Annotated in this window: 14 protein-coding genes; 10 read left to right on the forward strand and 4 right to left on the reverse strand. The window is 49.0% G+C overall.

The window, feature by feature from the left end; translation table 11 throughout:
- Nucleotides 1–395 precede the first annotated feature (395 nt).
- Nucleotides 396–1,028 (reverse strand): HAD family hydrolase, encoded by a 633-nt coding sequence (locus tag CIK99_RS02100; protein ID WP_094379288.1) that lies wholly within the window; start codon nt 1,026–1,028, stop codon nt 396–398.
- 403 nt (nt 1,029–1,431) lie between these two features.
- Between CIK99_RS02100 and CIK99_RS02105 the strand changes: the two genes are divergently transcribed.
- Nucleotides 1,432–3,120, forward strand: a complete 1,689-nt coding sequence (locus CIK99_RS02105; protein ID WP_094379290.1) for a response regulator — start codon at nt 1,432–1,434, stop codon at nt 3,118–3,120.
- Here the strand turns inward: CIK99_RS02105 and CIK99_RS02110 are convergent.
- Together CIK99_RS02110 and mfd are read right to left on the reverse strand one after the other, a co-directional pair.
- The gene (locus CIK99_RS02110) at nt 3,077–4,519 is read right to left on the reverse strand and encodes a sodium:solute symporter (protein ID WP_094379292.1); all 1,443 of its coding nucleotides are present in this window, start codon (nt 4,517–4,519) and stop codon (nt 3,077–3,079) included. The two genes, CIK99_RS02105 and CIK99_RS02110, sit on opposite strands and share 44 nt — an antisense overlap.
- Nucleotides 4,520–4,526: 7 nt before the next feature.
- Nucleotides 4,527–7,922: a transcription-repair coupling factor gene (mfd, locus tag CIK99_RS02115; protein WP_094379294.1), complete on the reverse strand. Its 3,396-nt coding sequence runs from the start codon at nt 7,920–7,922 to the stop codon at nt 4,527–4,529.
- 115 nt (nt 7,923–8,037) lie between these two features.
- Between mfd and CIK99_RS02120 the strand changes: the two genes are divergently transcribed.
- Entirely contained in the window at nt 8,038–8,784 is a 747-nt protein-coding gene (locus CIK99_RS02120) for a polyprenol monophosphomannose synthase (RefSeq protein ID WP_094379296.1), read from the forward strand.
- A 109-nt stretch (nt 8,785–8,893) separates the two neighbouring features.
- Here CIK99_RS02120 and CIK99_RS02125 read toward each other — a convergent pair whose 3' ends face one another.
- Nucleotides 8,894–9,763 carry an aldose 1-epimerase family protein gene (locus CIK99_RS02125; protein ID WP_094379298.1) on the reverse strand — a complete coding sequence of 290 codons (870 nt, stop codon included), beginning with the start codon at nt 9,761–9,763 and terminating at the stop codon, nt 8,894–8,896.
- A gap of 789 nt (nt 9,764–10,552) precedes the next feature.
- Between CIK99_RS02125 and ffh the strand changes: the two genes are divergently transcribed.
- The 8 genes from ffh (at nt 10,553) to CIK99_RS02165 (ending at nt 17,808) form a co-directional block, all read left to right on the forward strand.
- Nucleotides 10,553–11,893 carry a signal recognition particle protein gene (gene ffh, locus CIK99_RS02130; RefSeq protein ID WP_094379300.1) on the forward strand — a complete coding sequence of 447 codons (1,341 nt, stop codon included), beginning with the start codon at nt 10,553–10,555 and terminating at the stop codon, nt 11,891–11,893.
- A gap of 33 nt (nt 11,894–11,926) precedes the next feature.
- The gene (gene folD / locus CIK99_RS02135) at nt 11,927–12,805 is read left to right on the forward strand and encodes a bifunctional methylenetetrahydrofolate dehydrogenase/methenyltetrahydrofolate cyclohydrolase FolD (RefSeq protein WP_094379302.1); all 879 of its coding nucleotides are present in this window, start codon (nt 11,927–11,929) and stop codon (nt 12,803–12,805) included.
- Between the two features lie 63 nt (nt 12,806–12,868).
- Nucleotides 12,869–13,048 carry a tetratricopeptide repeat protein gene (locus CIK99_RS02140; RefSeq protein WP_094379349.1) on the forward strand — a complete coding sequence of 60 codons (180 nt, stop codon included), beginning with the start codon at nt 12,869–12,871 and terminating at the stop codon, nt 13,046–13,048.
- Nucleotides 13,049–13,073: 25 nt separating this feature from the next.
- Nucleotides 13,074–13,304, forward strand: coding sequence for a ferredoxin family protein (locus CIK99_RS02145; RefSeq protein ID WP_094379304.1), 231 nt, complete (start codon nt 13,074–13,076; stop codon nt 13,302–13,304).
- Nucleotides 13,305–13,306: 2 nt separating this feature from the next.
- A complete protein-coding gene (locus tag CIK99_RS02150) occupies nt 13,307–14,389 on the forward strand; it encodes a 3-methyl-2-oxobutanoate dehydrogenase subunit VorB (protein ID WP_094379306.1) in 1,083 nt (360 codons plus the stop codon).
- A 6-nt stretch (nt 14,390–14,395) separates the two neighbouring features.
- Entirely contained in the window at nt 14,396–15,166 is a 771-nt protein-coding gene (locus CIK99_RS02155) for a thiamine pyrophosphate-dependent enzyme (RefSeq protein WP_094379308.1), read from the forward strand.
- 108 nt (nt 15,167–15,274) lie between these two features.
- Entirely contained in the window at nt 15,275–15,880 is a 606-nt protein-coding gene (locus CIK99_RS02160; RefSeq protein ID WP_094379310.1) for a 2-oxoacid:acceptor oxidoreductase family protein, read from the forward strand.
- On the forward strand, nt 15,877–17,808 hold the full coding sequence (locus CIK99_RS02165; RefSeq protein ID WP_094379312.1) for a HAMP domain-containing sensor histidine kinase: 1,932 nt from the start codon (nt 15,877–15,879) through the stop codon (nt 17,806–17,808). Before CIK99_RS02160 ends, CIK99_RS02165 begins: the two co-directional genes overlap by 4 nt.
- Nucleotides 17,809–17,822 lie beyond the last annotated feature (14 nt).

Genomic DNA, 17,822 nt, shown 5'->3' on the forward strand with positions numbered 1-17,822 from the left:
TCAAGTCTAAAGAAACCTATTCTCAATCTTTTCAAATTGACGGTTCGTTTACCCAATCGATTTCTCGATTGCTTCTTGTACTACTACTTCTCTGTTATGTAAATCTTTCAAAGAACTCTTCTTATAGCCGCTCAAGAGAAGCGTTGTTCTCAAAAGCGAGTGCAAAGGTACGGCAAAAATCAATACGCTCCAAACATTTCGGCAATTATTTTCCGAATTATTACACTATTTAACAATTACTATAAATACCTATAATTTATATTTGCTTATATTAACAATCATACATGATTTATTTTTTTATAGAAAATAGAATTATCATGAACAAAGTATTCATATATATTCCTATAATATAATAAGGTGTAATGAAGGACGCAAGAGATATTGCTCGATAAGCATTAGATAATATCCAAAAGTGTTTTGAAATTATGAATTATGAAATCGGCATGAGCAAGTTCGCCAATGGCACCATTCCCATAAGTAACGGCACAAGTTTTAACGCCGGCAGAAAATCCCATATTTACATCATAAGCAGTATCACCCACGACAAGCACATTCTCTGGTATATCTTCTGTATAGTCGAGTATGAGATTAACCATGTCAGGTGCAGGTTTCGCATTGGGAACATCCTCTGAAGTGACGACATAAGAAAAGAATCGCCTTATGTTCAACATGTCGAGAAGGGTATCGAGAGAATCATGTCCACGACTACTGGCGACAGCCAAGACACACCCCATGGCTCTCATTTCGGCAAGAGTATCTTCAACGTCAGGAAAAAGAACAACTATTCCTGGTTTGTAATTTTTTACAAAAAGATTCTTATACAAGTTTTCGCAAAGAGCAGCTTGTTCATCATCGACAGACAAGAGCTGGGCGAAAGACTGCCGAAGAGGCAATCCAATCATTTTTATGCACTCGAGTTCAGTCTTGGCAGGTAAGCCAAGTTGAGCGATAGTTTGTTGCATGGTAGAAACGATTAGGTTTCTTGTATCGGCCAATGTTCCGTCGAAATCAAAGACAATTGTGTTCATATCCGTAAAGTAAATGTTAGTTTGTTATTATTATTAATAGAATGGAAAGGAAGAAGGAAGACAAAAATAAATGAGTATATAAAAAAAGGAACCTCACTTCACAGTGAAGCTCCTTCAAAAAAACTAAATTAATCAACCATAAACCTTAACCATTTTGTATTTTTATTAGAATACGTACTATGTTACAAAACTCTTTTTGTATTTGCACTGCAAAGGTAACGCAAAAAAATCAAATAGCGGTTCAATATTAAGTAAAATAAGTTTAAAATGCGTGAAATTCACGTAATTTGAACCAAAAACAACATATTTCAAACCAAAAATGATAACAAAGGGCGATTTTTTCATAAAAAACGAACTAAAATTCGAGAAAAAGGAGTAACTTCGCAGCAAAATTTTGAATAATATGAGCACAGACAACATATACATTATTATCCTGATAGCGGCATTAGTATTATCGATATTGGTAATTCGCCATTTATACATACGCAATAACCGCCTTGCAGACAAGGTGAAGATGAACAAATTGTTCACTCAAATCTCGCACGAGTTGCTCACTCCGATGACGATATTATCAGCATCGGTAGATCATCTGCGCGAGAAAGAGCCGAAGAACGAGTTGGAATATGAGCTGATGTCTTTAAATATCCAACGTACGATGAGACTTCTTGGTCAGCTCAACGAGAAGAGCAAATCGACCGACGACAGGCTGCGTCTTCAAGTAAGTAACGGGGACGTGATGTCCTACATACGCGAGACGGCCCGAAGTGTAATCCCATTAGTGAAACGAAAGGGTCTGGAGTTTGAGATTACATGTTATCCGGAAAGTATGATGGGTTGGATAGATACGGACAAGATAGACAAGATAGTGTTCAACCTTTTGTCGAACTCAGTAAAATACACGACAAAAGAAGGCGGAAAGATAAGTATAGAAGTAAGGACAAACACCCATTACGACCGAATAGAGATAATAGTCAAGGACAATGGCGACGGCATACCAGCCAAGCGACAGAAGCACATTTTTGAGATGTACAATGACATAGACTACAAGAAATACGGTTCGACAAACACGGACATAGGTCTGTCGTTGACCCACGACCTTGTACAGCTTATAGGCGGAAGCATAAGATATGAAAGCGAAGAAAACGTAGGCACAACGTTTTACGTCACCCTTCCTATAGGCAAGGAATCCTTTTCATCGTCAGAGATAGACGAAAGCCACAGCATAACGATACCGATGACAAATATCATCGACTTCAAGGCCAAAGACATGTTGATAAACAGCAACAACATACTCGACGACATGATACTGGATAAAAATTCCTCCAACCTACTGTTTGTTGACGACAATGCAGAGTTGCTCTTGCTGATGAAGCAAATACTACGAACGAAATACAACATCTTCACCGCCAGTAACGGAGAGAAAGCCCTTGAAGTGGTGAAGAAACGCGACATAGACATCATCATATCAGACGTTAACATGCCCGTGATGAACGGATGGCAGCTAACGAGAACACTGAAGAGCAATCCTGAACACAGCCATCTTCCCATCATCTTGCTCACGTCACATGACCAGGAAGAGGAAGACAAGAAAAAGTCGCTCATTGCAGGAGCCGACGATTGTATATCCAAGCCGTTCAAGATGGGAGATTTGCAATTGCGAATACGCAACCTGATAGAGAACCGACAAAGAATAAGGGGAACCGAGTCGCCGACAATGCCTGATACAGAGGCAGAAGAGAAAGACATCATAGAGAAAGCCTCAAGCGAGAACGATTTCATAAAGCGTGCCGTAGCGATGGTGCAAACCCATCTTGACGACAGCGACTACAACCGCGAAGCGTTTGCGTCCGACATGGGGCTTAGCGCATCGTCGCTATATAACAAGATACGCGAGATGACAGGCATGAACGTCAGTTTCTTCATCCGTGAGATAAGGATGAAGGAAGCCTGCCGCATAGCCAAGAGCGAACCAGACATACGCATCAGCGAGCTTGCCTACAGAGTAGGATTCAAGGATCCGAAATATTTCGCCACCACCTTCAAGAAGACTATCGGCATGCAGCCTTCGGAATATATCGAGAGCGTGAAATAAGTGAAAGTCCGACGAAAGTGAGCAATCCGTTGAGCATGAGCAACTCATAGCCGAAACGATAGTCGAAGAAGCGCTGCGTAAGACAGTCGAGGACGAAGCAGACACATGGCGACAGCACGGCTACGACAGGCACCCAACGATCGACGAGCCGTCGGCGCATGACGAGCGCGAAGGTGAAGAGACCGAGTAGCGGGCCGTAAGTATAAGAACACATTATATATATGGCATCGATGACGCTTGTGCTGTTGAGCAGGCGGAAAAGGAGGATGAAGACGATGAACGTGGCGCACAAAGCCATATGCGCCATCCTCCGAAGCTTCTCATCAGCCGGGCGACGAATGATATCGACGCAAAAGCTCGTGGTGAGCGATGTGAGAGCAGAGTCGGCGCTGCTGAACGACGAAGCGACAATGCCTATGGTGAAGAAGACGACGACAGGAAAGCCGAGCGTACCTGTGGCAGCAAACATTGGAAGTAGTTCATCGCCCGAGGACGGCAGTGTAGAGCCATTGCCCGCTGCCAGTTGGACGAGAAGTATGCCCAAGGCCAAGAACAACCAGTTGACAGGCACGAAAGCCAACCCGTATGTACACATATCTTTCTGCGCTTCACGTAGTGTCTTGCAAGTAAGATTTTTTTGCATCATATCCTGATCGAGTCCCGTCATCACCACTACGATAAAAATTCCGCTGAGAAACTGTTTCCAGAAATATCTTGTCGAGTTAATGTCGTCGAAGACGAACACACGACTCATGGAACTGCCGGAAACGACATTTACGGCGTCAGCCAACGACAATCCGAGAGCATCAGCCACGTTGACGACAATCATGACCAAAGCCGTGAGCATGCAGAGCGTCTGGAAAGTGTCTGTCCACACCAACGTCTTTATCCCTCCTCGCCTGGTATAAAGCCATATCAATGCAACCATAGCCGTCACCGTAATCCAGAAGGGAATGGCGACGGCGTCAAAAACGAACTTCTGCAAGATGATGCATACGACATAGAATCTGACGGAAGCGCCTGTTAGTTTGGACAATATGAAGAACCATGCTCCAGTCTTGTATGCGCCCTCCCCTAACCTTTTGTTGAGGAAAGAATAGATTGTCGTGAGGTTGTATCTATAATATACAGGCAAGAGGACGAAAGCCACCACGGCGTATCCGAGTATGAATCCGAGGCAAGTCTGCAGGTATGTCATGTCGCTTTTCATCACCATTCCTGGAACGGAGACGAACGTCACTCCTGAAACAGAAGCGCCCACCATTCCAAAAGCCACCATATACCAAGGCGACTTTCTGTTGCCCCGGAAGAAAGTGTCGTTATCGGCCTTTCCCCCTACAATTCTGCTAAAGAGGAACAAGGCGGCGAAATAAGCCATTATGGTGATTAAAATCGTCATATCGAGTTTAAGAATTAATTGTCTTTATTTTTTCAAGAATAGCCACGCCCTCTTCTACTGACTTCACCTGGTCGATGACTACCGACCGTTTCCCGTTAGCCTCCCTGAGGTTGCATCTTCGTGGATAGGCCGTGATAAAGTTGAGCAGGAGGTCGAAAGTCTGGCTCTGGTAGTAAGCGCTTTTAATGTTGCTTACGAGATAGAGAGCCATGCGTTGTTTTTTCAGCATGATTTTCTCGCATCCCAATTGTTTTCCCAGTCGTCTGAGCGGTACGACCTGCATGAGTTCTTCAGCCACGTCGGGCAGTTTGCCGAATCGGTCGATCATCCTTTCTCGGAATGTCTTCAGTTCGTCGTCGGTTTTCAGTCCGTCGAGTTCCCTATAGAGCAACATACGTTCGCTGTCGCTCGGCACATATTGGTCGGGGAAATACATCTCTATATCGCTTTCGAGCGAGCAGTCTTCGACGAAATAGTCGCCGACGAGATAGTTTTTCTTCACCTCATCCTTATATAGGTCGGCGAACTCATCGTTTTTGAGTTCGGTGACGGCTTGGTTAAGTATCTTTTGATACGTCTCATATCCGAGGTCGGAGATGAATCCGCTCTGTTCGGCACCTAACAGGTTGCCGGCTCCTCGAATGTCAAGATCCTGCATGGCAATATTTATTCCGCTGCCGAGGTCGCTGAAGTTTTCGAGAGCCTCAAGACGTCGTCTCGATTCGGGGTTGAGTGCCGACAATGGCGGTGCGAGCAGATAGCAGAAAGCCTTTCTGTTTCCTCGTCCCACTCGTCCTCTCATCTGGTGCAAGTCGCTGAGTCCGAAGTTATGTGCGCCGTTGATGATGATGGTATTTGCATTCGGGATGTCGATGCCGTTCTCGACAATAGTTGTTGAGAGGAGCACGTCGTAGTCGTAGTTGGCGAATCCGAGTATGATTTTCTCGAGTTCCTCGGGTTTCATCTGTCCGTGTCCTATGGCGATGCGCACGTCGGGAATATACTTGCGTATCATATCGGCGATGCGTGTGAGGTCGTTGATTCTGTTGTTGACGAAATACACCTGTCCGTTACGACTCATTTCGAAGTTGATGGCATCGGTGATGATCTCTGGTCCGAAGCTGTGGATCTCGGTCTGTATGGGATAACGGTTAGGCGGTGGAGTCTGTATGACGCTCATGTCTCTTGCCCCGACGAGCGAGAACTGCAGTGTGCGTGGAATAGGTGTGGCCGACATTGTCAAGGTATCGACATTGGTTTTCAGCTGTCGCAGTTTCTCTTTTGTGGCCACACCGAACTTCTGTTCCTCGTCGATGACGAGCAGTCCTAAGTCGTTGAATTTCACGTTTTTGCCTATCATCTTCTGAGTACCGATGACGATATCTATCTTCCCTTCTGCGAGGTCGGCGAGCAACTCTTTAGTCTGTTTTGCCGTCTTAGCCCTTGTGAGATAATCGACCCTTACGGGCAGGTCGCGCAGACGTTTGGAGAAGGTTTGGAAATGCTGGTAAGCCAGCACCGTCGTGGGCACGAGCACAGCCACCTGCTTTGAGTCGCAGGCAGCCTTGAAGGCAGCCCTTACGGCGACCTCGGTTTTTCCGAATCCGACGTCGCCGCATACGAGTCGGTCCATAGGTTTCTGGCTTTCCATGTCGGCTTTCACCTCGTTTGTAGCCCTGAGTTGGTCTGGCGTATCCTCGTAGAGGAAGCTTGCCTCGAGTTCGTGTTGCATGAACGAGTCTGGGCTGAAAGCGAATCCTTTTTCATGTCTTCTTCTCGAGTATAGTTTTATCAGGTCTCGGGCTATGTCCTTGATTTTCTTTTTGGTGCGTTCCTTGAGCCGCTCCCATTGTCCGGTGCCGAGATGACTCAGTCGTGGCGGTTCGCCGTTGTCCTGAGCCTTATATTTCGCCACCTTATATAGAGAGTGTATAGAGACGTAGATAGAGTCGCCGTTATGATAAATGATTTTTATCATCTCTTGGTACGTGTCGCCCTGAGGCATTCTCACCAGTCCGCCAAATTTTCCTATTCCGTGATCCACGTGAACGACGAAGTCGCCTACCTCAAACTGCTTTATCTCTTTCAGCGTGAGTGCCACCTTTCCGCCACGAGCCTTGTCGGAGCGTAGGTTATACTTATGGAATCTGTCGAAGATCTGATGGTCGGTAAAGAGGCACAATCCCAGGCTCTTGTCCATGAAGCCCTCGTGCAGGGTTTTATCTACGGGTGTGAACGAGCAAGCCTCGCCAAGTATTTCCCTTAGTCGTTCCTGTTGTTTCTGGCTGTCGGCAAGGATATAGATTTTGTTGCCCGAGAGCTGATAGTCTTCGAGCGACTTTTTGAGCATGTCGAAGTTTTTGTGGAACAACGGCTGCGGGACGATGGCGAACGATATTTTCGCGTTAGCATCTCGCAAGGGTCGATGTCCGAACTCTATGGTACGGAATGCTGAGAGTCGTCTTTTGAAGTCGTTGCCGCTGACGAGCTGTGTCTCGCGTTTCATCTCGGCTATGATTTCCTCCCGTTGCATCTCGGTTGCGCTTTCGAGTTTTTCGGTCAATGCCTGTGAGGAGAAGCCCTCGTTGTATGTCTTCTCTACGGCGTCGCAGACGAAGGCGCAGTCGCGCATGGCGACCATCGCGTGGGCTGGCAAGAAGTCGAGCAAGGGCACTTTTTCCTCTTTTGATGAGGCGAGTTCGGGTACGATCTCCACGGTGTCGCGTCGTTCCTTTGAGAGCTGTGTGTCAACCTCAAAGGTGCGTATTGAGTCGATTTCGTCGCCGAAGAAGTCGATGCGGAAAGGCAGTTCGCACGAGAATGAGAACACGTCGAGTATGCTGCCTCGGCGTGCAAACTGTCCAGGCTCATAGACATAGTCCACCTCTGAGAATCCGTATTCGCGCAGTGTCTTCACCACTCTGGTCACGTCTGTTGTGTCGCCGTTTCTGAGCGTCATGGTGCGGTCGTCGAGTTTTTTTCGCGAGATGACCAGTTCGGCTATGGCTTCTGGATGGGTCACTATATAAAGAGGTGTATTGTCTTTTGCGTTAGTGGCTACATTGATGGCTGTGAGCACTTCGGTGCGCAGTATTTCATTTGCCGCGTCTCGCTGTCCGTATTTCACCGCCCTTCTGTAAGACGATGGGAAGAAGAGTGCATTGCTGTCTCCCATTATCTGTACGAGGTCGTGATAGAAATATCCTGCCTCGTCGGCATCGTTGAGCACGAAGAGAATGATTTTTCCCACCTTTGTGGCCATGGCTGCAAACGCGAGTGGTGTGGCAGAAGCCATGAGTCCTTCGAGGAAAATGTTTTTGACCGAAACACTTCCCACAGCCTTCGCCATTGCCGCCACATTAGGCGACTGGGCGTATAGTAATTGTAATTCTTTTATTGTCATTCTATAAAAATTGTTGCAAAATTACTTATTATTGTCGAAATAAACAAAAAAAAGTGCGATTTATTTTGATATTCCAACTATCTGAATTACTTTTGCATCATAAAATCAACAGAATATGAGCGACAGCATAGTAATCATACCCACTTATAATGAAAAGGAGAACATCGAGAAGATCATCCGGGCGGTGTTTGGCTTGGAGAAGTCGTTTCACATACTCATCATCGACGACGGTTCGCCAGACGGCACTGCCGGCATTGTGAAGCGTCTGATGTCTGAGGAGTTTGCCGGCAGGTTGTTTTTGGTGGAGCGCAGCGGCAAGTTGGGCTTGGGCACTGCGTATATCACCGGATTCCGTTGGGCTTTGGAGCGCGACTATGAGTATGTGTTTGAGATGGACGCCGACTTCAGCCACGATCCCGCCGACCTTCCCCGCCTCTATTCTGCATGTCATGACGAGGGTTATGATGTGGCCATCGGTTCGCGCTATGTCTCGGGTGTGAACGTGGTGAACTGGCCCATCGGTCGTGTGTTGATGAGCTATTTTGCGTCGAAGTATGTGCGTTTCGTCACAGGCTTCAAGGTCCACGACACCACAGCTGGTTTCAAGTGTTATCGTCGCGAGGTGCTTGAGACCCTCGAGTTGGACAAGATCCGTTTCAAGGGTTACGCATTCCAGATTGAGATGAAGTTCACGGCCTTTAAGATTGGATTCAAGATCAAGGAGGTGCCTGTCATCTTCGTCAATCGCCGCGAAGGCACGAGCAAGATGAGCGGCGGCATCTTCGGCGAGGCGTTCTTCGGCGTGATGCGTCTCAGATGGGACGGATGGACGAGGAAATATCCAAAGAGAAAGGGGAAATAGGAGTTTAGAAGTTAAGGAGTTTAGGAGTTAAGCCAATAGTCATGAGCGCAGAGTTAAAAGGCTCAGGCATTTGTCTTAACTCCTTATGTTTTGTTTCTCCTCTTTTCCCTTAGAACACCTTTATTTCATAAGAGGCCATGAAAGTGGCTCCAGGCAGGAGATGGTTCATCAGATACTTGTCTTTGAATTCGCCTTCGTAGCCAGCCCAGTCGTGTACGCCATACCACGGTTCGATGCATAGGAATGGTGCGTGCTTGCCGTAAGGAGTCCAGATGCCAAGGCAAGGGCAGTCGAACGAGAGGCCTATCTGCGGTCGTCCTTCCTTATCTACAATTACCGCCATTCCCACCTGCGACTTGTCGAGTATCACGGCGTCGTCTGCAAACGACTCCTCGTCGAACGCCCATATATGGCGGTCGGTCTTCACGTCGTATCTCTCTGGCTTGATGCATCCTCCGGTGTTTCCGATGATGCGTGTCAGCGGCTGTTCGTTGTCGAAGAGCAGCGTGCCTTCCACCTTGTCGCCTTCGCCCACGTCAGGCAGGTTGAATGCTGGATGTCCGCCAATCTGGAAGTGCATCTCTTCCTTGCCCATGTTTCTTACTGTCCACACCACGTTGATCATGTCGTCGTTGAGAAAATACGACACGTTGAGTCCGAACTCATACGGATACACCTTCATCGTCTCCTCGTTTGAGGTCAGTTCGTAGGTGACGCTGCTCTCGGTTTTCTCTATCACGTCGAAGTCCATGTCGCGTGCGAATCCGTGACGCGGCAGTTCGTAAGTCTTTCCATCCACCCTGTACTGCCCGTTCCACAGTCCGCAGACTATCGGGAAAAGCAGCGGCGAGCGTCTTGGCCAGTATTTTTCGTCGCCTTGCCAGAGATATTCACGTCCTTCGGCACTCTTGATGCTTTGCAATTCAGCCCCGTGAGCCGAGATAATCACGGTGATTTTGTCGTTTTTCAGTTCTTCCATAAGTATGATTTTTGTGTTTTAGAAATTATTGTCACGCTAAAAAACGCTTTGTCCGATGGGACAAATGCTGTTGGATTACGATTTTATTTTACATCGGCAAAGGTAACACATTTTCTTTGATTCTCCAAGAGTTTCGTCGGCTTATTTTCCCCGATTAACATATATTATATAGATAGAGCGGGAAATAGGGCGGAAAAATTTCTTTAGTTAGAGAAACTTTTTTCTTTAGTTAGAGAAAAATTTCGCCTTGGGAATGGGAATAAATTTCACAGCCGACAGAAGCCTCCATTCTTCTTGGCGTGACAGCGTGACAGGCGTGACAGTGGTTTTTCGCACTTGCATAGTTTGAATTTTTATTATAAAAAACTTCTATATTATACAATGTAGCTGCTATTTTGACCTAAAGAGGATAGGGAAAAATGGCTGTCACGCTTGTCACGCTGTCACGCTTGTCACGTTTTTGCCGGCAAAGAACGAAAAACTGCACACCAAAAAACAATGTGCGCAATTTCACGAGAAAACGTTTTAAAATAATATAAAACACTGATAGTTTATTCTCTTTTTCCGTAGAAAATGCGTATCTTTGCAGAAAATAAGCTGCATCTCGGCAAAACAATCAAGCAAGCTTGTTGTGTTGCACTCGATTTGCATTATCTTTGCAGAAAATAAGTTGCATCTCGGCAAAACAATCAAGCAAGCTTGTTGTGTTGCACTCGATTTGCATTATCTTTGCAGAAAATAAGCTGCATTATCTTTGCAGAAAATAGAAGAGAAAGAAATAATACATATATGTTTGAAAACTTAAGCGACAGACTTGAACGCTCTTTCAAAATACTGAAAGGCGAAGGAAAAATCACCGAAATCAACGTGGCAGAGACGTTGAAAGACGTGAGAAGGGCATTGCTCGATGCCGACGTGAATTATAAGGTGGCGAAAAGCTTCACCGATACAGTGAAAAAGAAAGCCCTCGGAATGAACGTGCTCACAGCCGTAAAGCCGAGCCAGCTGATGGTAAAGATCGTACACGATGAGCTCGCACAGCTCATGGGTGGAACGGCAGTGCCCGTCAACCTCGACGGCCGCCCCACGATAATCCTCATGTCGGGTCTCCAAGGCTCGGGAAAGACCACCTTCAGCGGAAAACTCGCCAACCTGCTCAAGACCAAGAACCACAAGAAGCCGATGCTCGTGGCGTGCGACGTCTATCGTCCAGCCGCCATCGAACAGTTGCGCGTGGTGGGAGCCACTGTGGATGTGCCCGTATATAGCGAGCCCGACAACAAGAACGTGGTGGAAATCGCCCACAACGCCATACGCGAAGCCAAGGCCAAGGCCTGCGACGTGGTGATCATCGACACCGCTGGACGTCTCGCCGTGGACGAGGAGATGATGAACGAGATAGCCACGCTGAAAGAAGCCGTCAACCCCAACGAGACACTCTTCGTGGTGGATTCGATGACCGGACAGGACGCCGTGAACACAGCAAAGGAATTCAACGACCGTCTCGACTTCGACGGCGTGGTGCTGACCAAGCTCGACGGCGACACACGTGGCGGTGCAGCCCTTTCCATCCGCACCGTGGTCACCAAGCCTATCAAGTTTGTAGGTACAGGCGAGAAGATGGAAGCCATAGACGTGTTCCATCCCGACCGAATGGCCGACCGCATCCTCGGCATGGGCGACATCGTCAGCCTCGTGGAACGCGCACAGATGCAGTACGACGAGAAGCAGGCCAAGGAGCTGGAGAAGAAGATCATGAAGAACAAGTTTGACTTCAACGACTTCATGAACCAGATACAGCAGATAAAGAAGATGGGCAACATCAAGGACCTCGCTGCCATGATTCCCGGAGTGGGAAAAGCCATCAAGGACGTGGACATCGACGACAACGCCTTTAAGAGCATCGAGGCCATCATCAGCAGCATGACTCCCAAGGAGCGCACTCATCCCGAAATCATCAACCAGAGCCGACGCACACGCATTGCCAAAGGCTCGGGCACAACCATACAGGACGTCAACCGCCTGCTCAAGCAGTTTGACCAGATGCGCAAGATGATGAAGATGGTGACCGGCATGAACAACTCGAAGATGATGCAGATGGCGGCCGCCATGAGACAAAAGATGAAATAACATACAGAGAGAGAGATACATACACACACGCTTATGCAACTGATAGACGGAAAGGCCACAGCGGCCAAGATAAAGGAGGAAATCGCTCAGGAAGTGGAGCAGATAGTGGCAGCAGGAGGCAAACGCCCTCATCTGGCTGCAGTGCTCGTGGGCCACGACGGAGGCTCGGAGACATACGTTAAGAACAAGGTACTCGCGTGCGAGGCATGCGGATTCAAGTCAACACTCATCAGATACGAGGACGACATCACCGAGCAAGAGCTGCTCGACTGCGTGGCAAAGCTCAATGCCGACGACGACGTGGACGGATTCATTGTACAGCTCCCGCTGCCGAAACATATCGACGAACAGAAGATAATCGAAGCCATCGACTACCGCAAGGACGTGGACGGATTCCACCCCATCAACGTGGGACGCATGGCCATCGGCCTGCCATGCTTCATCTCAGCCACACCACTCGGCATCATCACACTGCTGAAGCGCTACGGCATTGAGACCAGCGGAAAGAAATGCGTCATCCTCGGCAGAAGCAACATCGTGGGCAAGCCCATGGCACAGCTGATGATGCAGAAACAGTATGGCGACTCCACCGTCACCGTATGCCACAGCCGCTCGGCCAACCTCAAGGACGAGTGTCGCCAGGCCGACATCATCATCGCAGCCATTGGCCGTCCCGACTTCGTGACAGCCGACATGGTGAAAGAAGGAGCTGTGATAGTGGATGTGGGCACGACACGTGTGGCTGACGCTACCCGCAAGAGCGGATTCCGCCTCAACGGCGACGTGAAGTTCGACGAGGTGGCGCCACGCTGCTCTTACATCACTCCCGTCCCAGGAGGCGTCGGTCCGATGACCATCTGCTCGCTGATGAAAAACACTCTCGCCGCAGGCAAAAAAGAGTACTACAAGTAAAAAGTGCCTGAGAAAAAACAAGGAACTCAACTCCCCGAGACAAGGGAGAACAGCGGTCAAGCAATGAACAGCAGAGAGCTATACGAGCAAGGCAACGACTACCGTAGGCAGGGCAACTGGCAAGAAGCCATCAACAGCTATATACAAGCCATTGAGCTCGACCCCGACAGTCCTGCCGTAGAGGCAAAAGCCATGCTCGACGATATATTGAATTATTATCATAAGGACGCATACAATCCTTAAACAACAAAAAATAAGGTAAAAAGAAATGGGTAAAATCAAAGGTGCCATTGTTGTTGACATGGACCGCTGCAAAGGCTGCTCACTCTGTGTGGAAGCCTGTCCGCAGAATGTCATAGCACTGGCAAAGAAAGTAAACAAAAGCGGCTATCCATTCGTCGAAGTGGTGAGCCAAGACAATTGCGTCGGATGTGCCTCTTGTGCCATCGTCTGTCCCGACGGTTGCATCACGGTATATCGAAAAAAGATGGAGGACTGACAATGGCAGAACAGGAAGTAACACTGATGAAGGGCAACGAGGCCATTGCCCGTGCAGCAATAAGATGCGGAGTAGATGGATTTTTCGGATATCCTATCACACCGCAGAGTGAGATTATCGAGACACTCGCGCTCGACAAACCATGGGAAACCACCGGCATGGTGGTCGTACAGGCCGAGAGCGAAGTGGCAGCCATCAACATGGTACACGGTGCGGCTGGAGCAGGCAAGCGAGCATTCACATCGTCGTCAAGCCCTGGCGTGGCACTGATGCAGGAGTGCATCTCGTACATGGCCGGCTCTGAACTGCCCGGCGTCGTGGTCAACGTGCAGCGCGGAGGTCCGGGATTAGGCACCATTCAGCCATCGCAGAGCGACTATATCCAGGCCACCAAAGGCGGCGGCAATGGCGACTATAACGTCATCGTGCTGGCACCCAACTCCGTACAAGAGATGGCAGACTTTGTCGATCTCGCCTTCAACCTCGCCTTCAAATACCGCAACCCAGCAATGATACTCAGCGACGGCGTCATCGGACAGATGATGGAAAAGGTGGTGTTGCCACCATACAAGCCACGTCGCACCGAGGAAGAGATCAGACGCGAGTGTCCTTGGGCAACCATCGGACGCACCAAAGACCGCCAGCCCAACATCCACACCTCGCTCGAACTGAAGCCCGAGGCAATGGAAAAGCACAACATCCACTTGCAGGAGAAATACCGTCAGATAGAAGAAAACGAAGTAAGATATGAGACGCTGCAGTGCGACGACGCCGACTACATCATCGTAGCCTTTGGCTCCGCAGCACGACTGGCGCAGAAAGCCATCGAGATAGCACGCCAGCAGGGCATCAAGGTCGGACTGTTCCGTCCCATCACGCTGTGGCCGTTCCCGAAGAATGAGATAAGGGAAATGGCACATGGCAAGAAAGGAATACTCGTGGCGGAAATCAACGCTGGACAGATGGTGTACGACGTGCGTCTTGCCGTCAACGGCGAAGAGAGAGTAGAGCATTTCGGTCGTCTGGGCGGCATCGTGCCCGAGCCCGACGAAATTGTGGAGGCACTGAAACAAAAACTGTTATAGACAATTATGGCCAATATAAATGAAATCATAGCACCCGAGAACCTGGTGTACAAAAAGCCTGAACTGATGAACAACGTTCCGATGCACTACTGTCCGGGATGCAGCCACGGCGTGGTTCACAAACTCGTGGCTGAGGTAATAGAAGAGATGGGCATGGAGGAAAAGACCGTCGGCGTATGCCCAGTGGGCTGCGCTGTGTTCGCCTACCGCTATCTCGACATCGACTGGCAAGAGGCTGCTCACGGACGTGCACCAGCCGTTGCCACGGGCATCAAACGCCTTTGGCCCGACCGTCTCGTGTTCACATACCAAGGCGATGGCGACCTCGCGTGTATCGGAGCCGCCGAGACCATTCACGCCCTCAACCGTGGCGAGAACATCACCATCATCTTCATCAACAACGCCATCTACGGAATGACCGGTGGACAGATGGCGCCGACAACACTGATAGGACAAAAGACCAGCACATGTCCTTACGGACGACAAGCCGACCTTCACGGCTATCCGCTGAAGATGACCGAACTGGCAGTGCAACTCGAAGGCACATGTTACGTCACACGCCAGAGCGTGGAGTCAGTAGCAGCCATACGCGGAGCGAAGAAAGCCATACGCAAGGCTTTCGAGGCATCGATGGCAGGCAAAGGCAGCTCGCTCGTAGAGATCGTCTCCACCTGCAACAGCGGATGGAAGCTCTCGCCCGTACAGGCCAACGAGTGGATGAAAGAACACATGTTCAAGTTCTATCCAAAGGGCGATTTGAAAGATACTATTAAATAGAGGGAAGAAGGTGGAAGATAGAGGGTAGAGATTACTGAACTGCCATAAACCACGGGTAGAACATATCTCTACCTTCCACCTTCTACCCTCCTCACAAAACATCAGTTTATGAAAAAAGAAATAATCATATCAGGATTCGGCGGCCAAGGCGTGCTCTCAATGGGCAAGATCCTCGCCTACTCCGGACTCATGGAGGGAAAGGAAGTGACATGGATGCCTGCCTACGGACCGGAACAACGTGGCGGAACGGCTAACGTCACCGTCATCGTGAGCGACGAACAGATCTCCTCGCCCATACTCAGTACTTACGACGTCGCCGTGGTGCTCAACCAGCCATCGCTCGAGAAGTTCGAGCCAAAGGTGAAGCCAGGCGGAATACTCATCTACGACGGCTACGGCATCTTCAATCCTCCCACCAGAAGCGACATCAACGTCTATCGCATCGACGCCATGGACAAGGCGGCGGAGATGAAAAACGGAAAGGTGTTCAACATGATCGTACTCGGCGGACTGCTGAAAGTATGCCCGGTCATCAGCCACGCTGGCGTGGAGAAAGCTCTCTACAAGACCTTGCCCGAAAGGCATCATGCGCTCATCCCGCTCAACATGGAGGCACTGAAAGCCGGAGCCGACATTATTAAAAAAACAAGAAACATCAACCGCCGTGAACGACCGTACAGACAGTCTTCACGGCGGTCCATACACGTTTTATGACTCTATACAAAAAGGGAATTGATATCTTCAAGACCACGGTCATCGCACTGCTTTTGACCATCTTCTCGGCAACCACGGCAATGGCTGCCGAAAAGATTCTATATATCACCTCATACAATCCCGACAACGCGAATGTGGTAGGACAGCTGTCGTCGTTTGTCAAGCAAACAAACCAAAGAAACCCTAACATACAAGTTGTCGTGGAAAGTATGGACATCAACGGGATGATCGGCATCGGCGGATGGAAAGACTTGCTTATCTCACTGCTCAGGAAATATGACTCGCCCAAGAAAAAGCCCTCAGTAGTCGTGCTTACCGGACGTGAAGCCGTTTCCACATTCTTCTCCATCGACGACACAAGAATAAAGGACGTGCCAGTGGTCATCGGCTCCTGCAGCACCGACATTGTGCAGATTCCCGGAGAAAAAACCGACTTCTCCACATGGAAGCCTGACGCGAAAGACCTCTTCAAAGACTTCAACGACTACAACATCGTAGGCGGCATACTGACACATTTCGACGTAGAGAAAAACCTTGAGACCATAAAACAATTTTATCCCAACACACGTCGCTTGCTCTTCATCAGCGACAACTCGCTGGGAGGAATCACCCTGCAAGCCATTGCACGACAGGATGCGAAAGCATACAAAGACGTCAGCATCGACTATTTCGACGGACGTACAGAGACATACACCAACCTGCTCAACATCCTGAGGAAAATGCCAAGCACGACACGAGTGCTCCTCGGCTCATGGCGACTCGACAAAAACAACAGCTTCACACTCAGCCGCTCAACAAACAACTTGCGCAACTCCAATCCAAAGCTCGCCGTGTTTACCGTCTCGGGTATCGGACTCGACGGATGGGCTGTAGGCGGCTACATACCCGACTTCGACGAGACTGGCGAACGACTGGCCGACATCTGCCACAACTATCTCGTCACAAAGAGAAAACAGTCGCTCGTCGCACAGTCGGCAAGTTACAAGTTTGACTACAACAGAATAAAACAACTCAATATCGACGAGGCTCTCATCCCGATGAAAGCCAACGTCATCAATCGCCCAGTATCGTTCTTCCAGGCCAACAGCGAGTCGATAATCACCGTCCTTGGAATTATCCTCGTGCTAGCCCTCGGCTTTACCGTGTCGAGCTACTATGTGGTAAAGCTCAACAGGATGAAACTGGCTCTCATCCAGAAAGGCAAGGAACTCGAAGTGGCAAGAAACAAGGCGGAGGACGCCAACCGCATGAAGTCGGCTTTCCTCGCCAACATGAGCCACGAGATACGCACACCGCTGAATGCCATCGTAGGTTTCTCCAATCTCCTCGCCAAGCAGGGAGAGGAATTCACAGAAGACGAGAAAAACCACTTCAACAACATCATCAGCGAAAACTCCGACGCCCTGCTCAACCTCATCAACGACGTGCTCGACCTTTCGAAGATAGAAAGTGGAAGAATAAGCCTCGAACTCGACACATGCAACATCAGCCGACTCTGTAAGTCGGTACTCGAATCGGTTGAGGTGACGTGCAAGAAGCCTATCTCCTTCGTCTTCAACTGCAAAGAGAAGGCCGACGTGGAGTTTGTCACCGACGAGGCTCGTCTCAGACAGGTGCTCGTCAACCTCCTCACCAACTCCATAAAATTCAGCGACAAAGGCTCAATCTGCATCTCTCTCACCATCGACCGTGGAGTGAAGATAGCCAAGTTTGAAGTCACCGACCAAGGTTGCGGTATAAAGAAAGAAAACTCGGAGCGCATCTTCGAGCGATTTGTCAAGCTCAACCAGTTTAAGCAAGGCACTGGATTAGGACTGCAGATCTGCCGACAGATAATCGAACTCCTCGGTGGAAAGATATGGCACGACAACTCATACGCAGATGGAGCACGATTCATCTTTATCCATCCCATCGACCTGAAAAAGTGATTCCTTTTCACTTT

The organism is Prevotella sp. P5-92 (assembly GCF_002251245.1).
Classification (GTDB): domain Bacteria; phylum Bacteroidota; class Bacteroidia; order Bacteroidales; family Bacteroidaceae; genus Prevotella.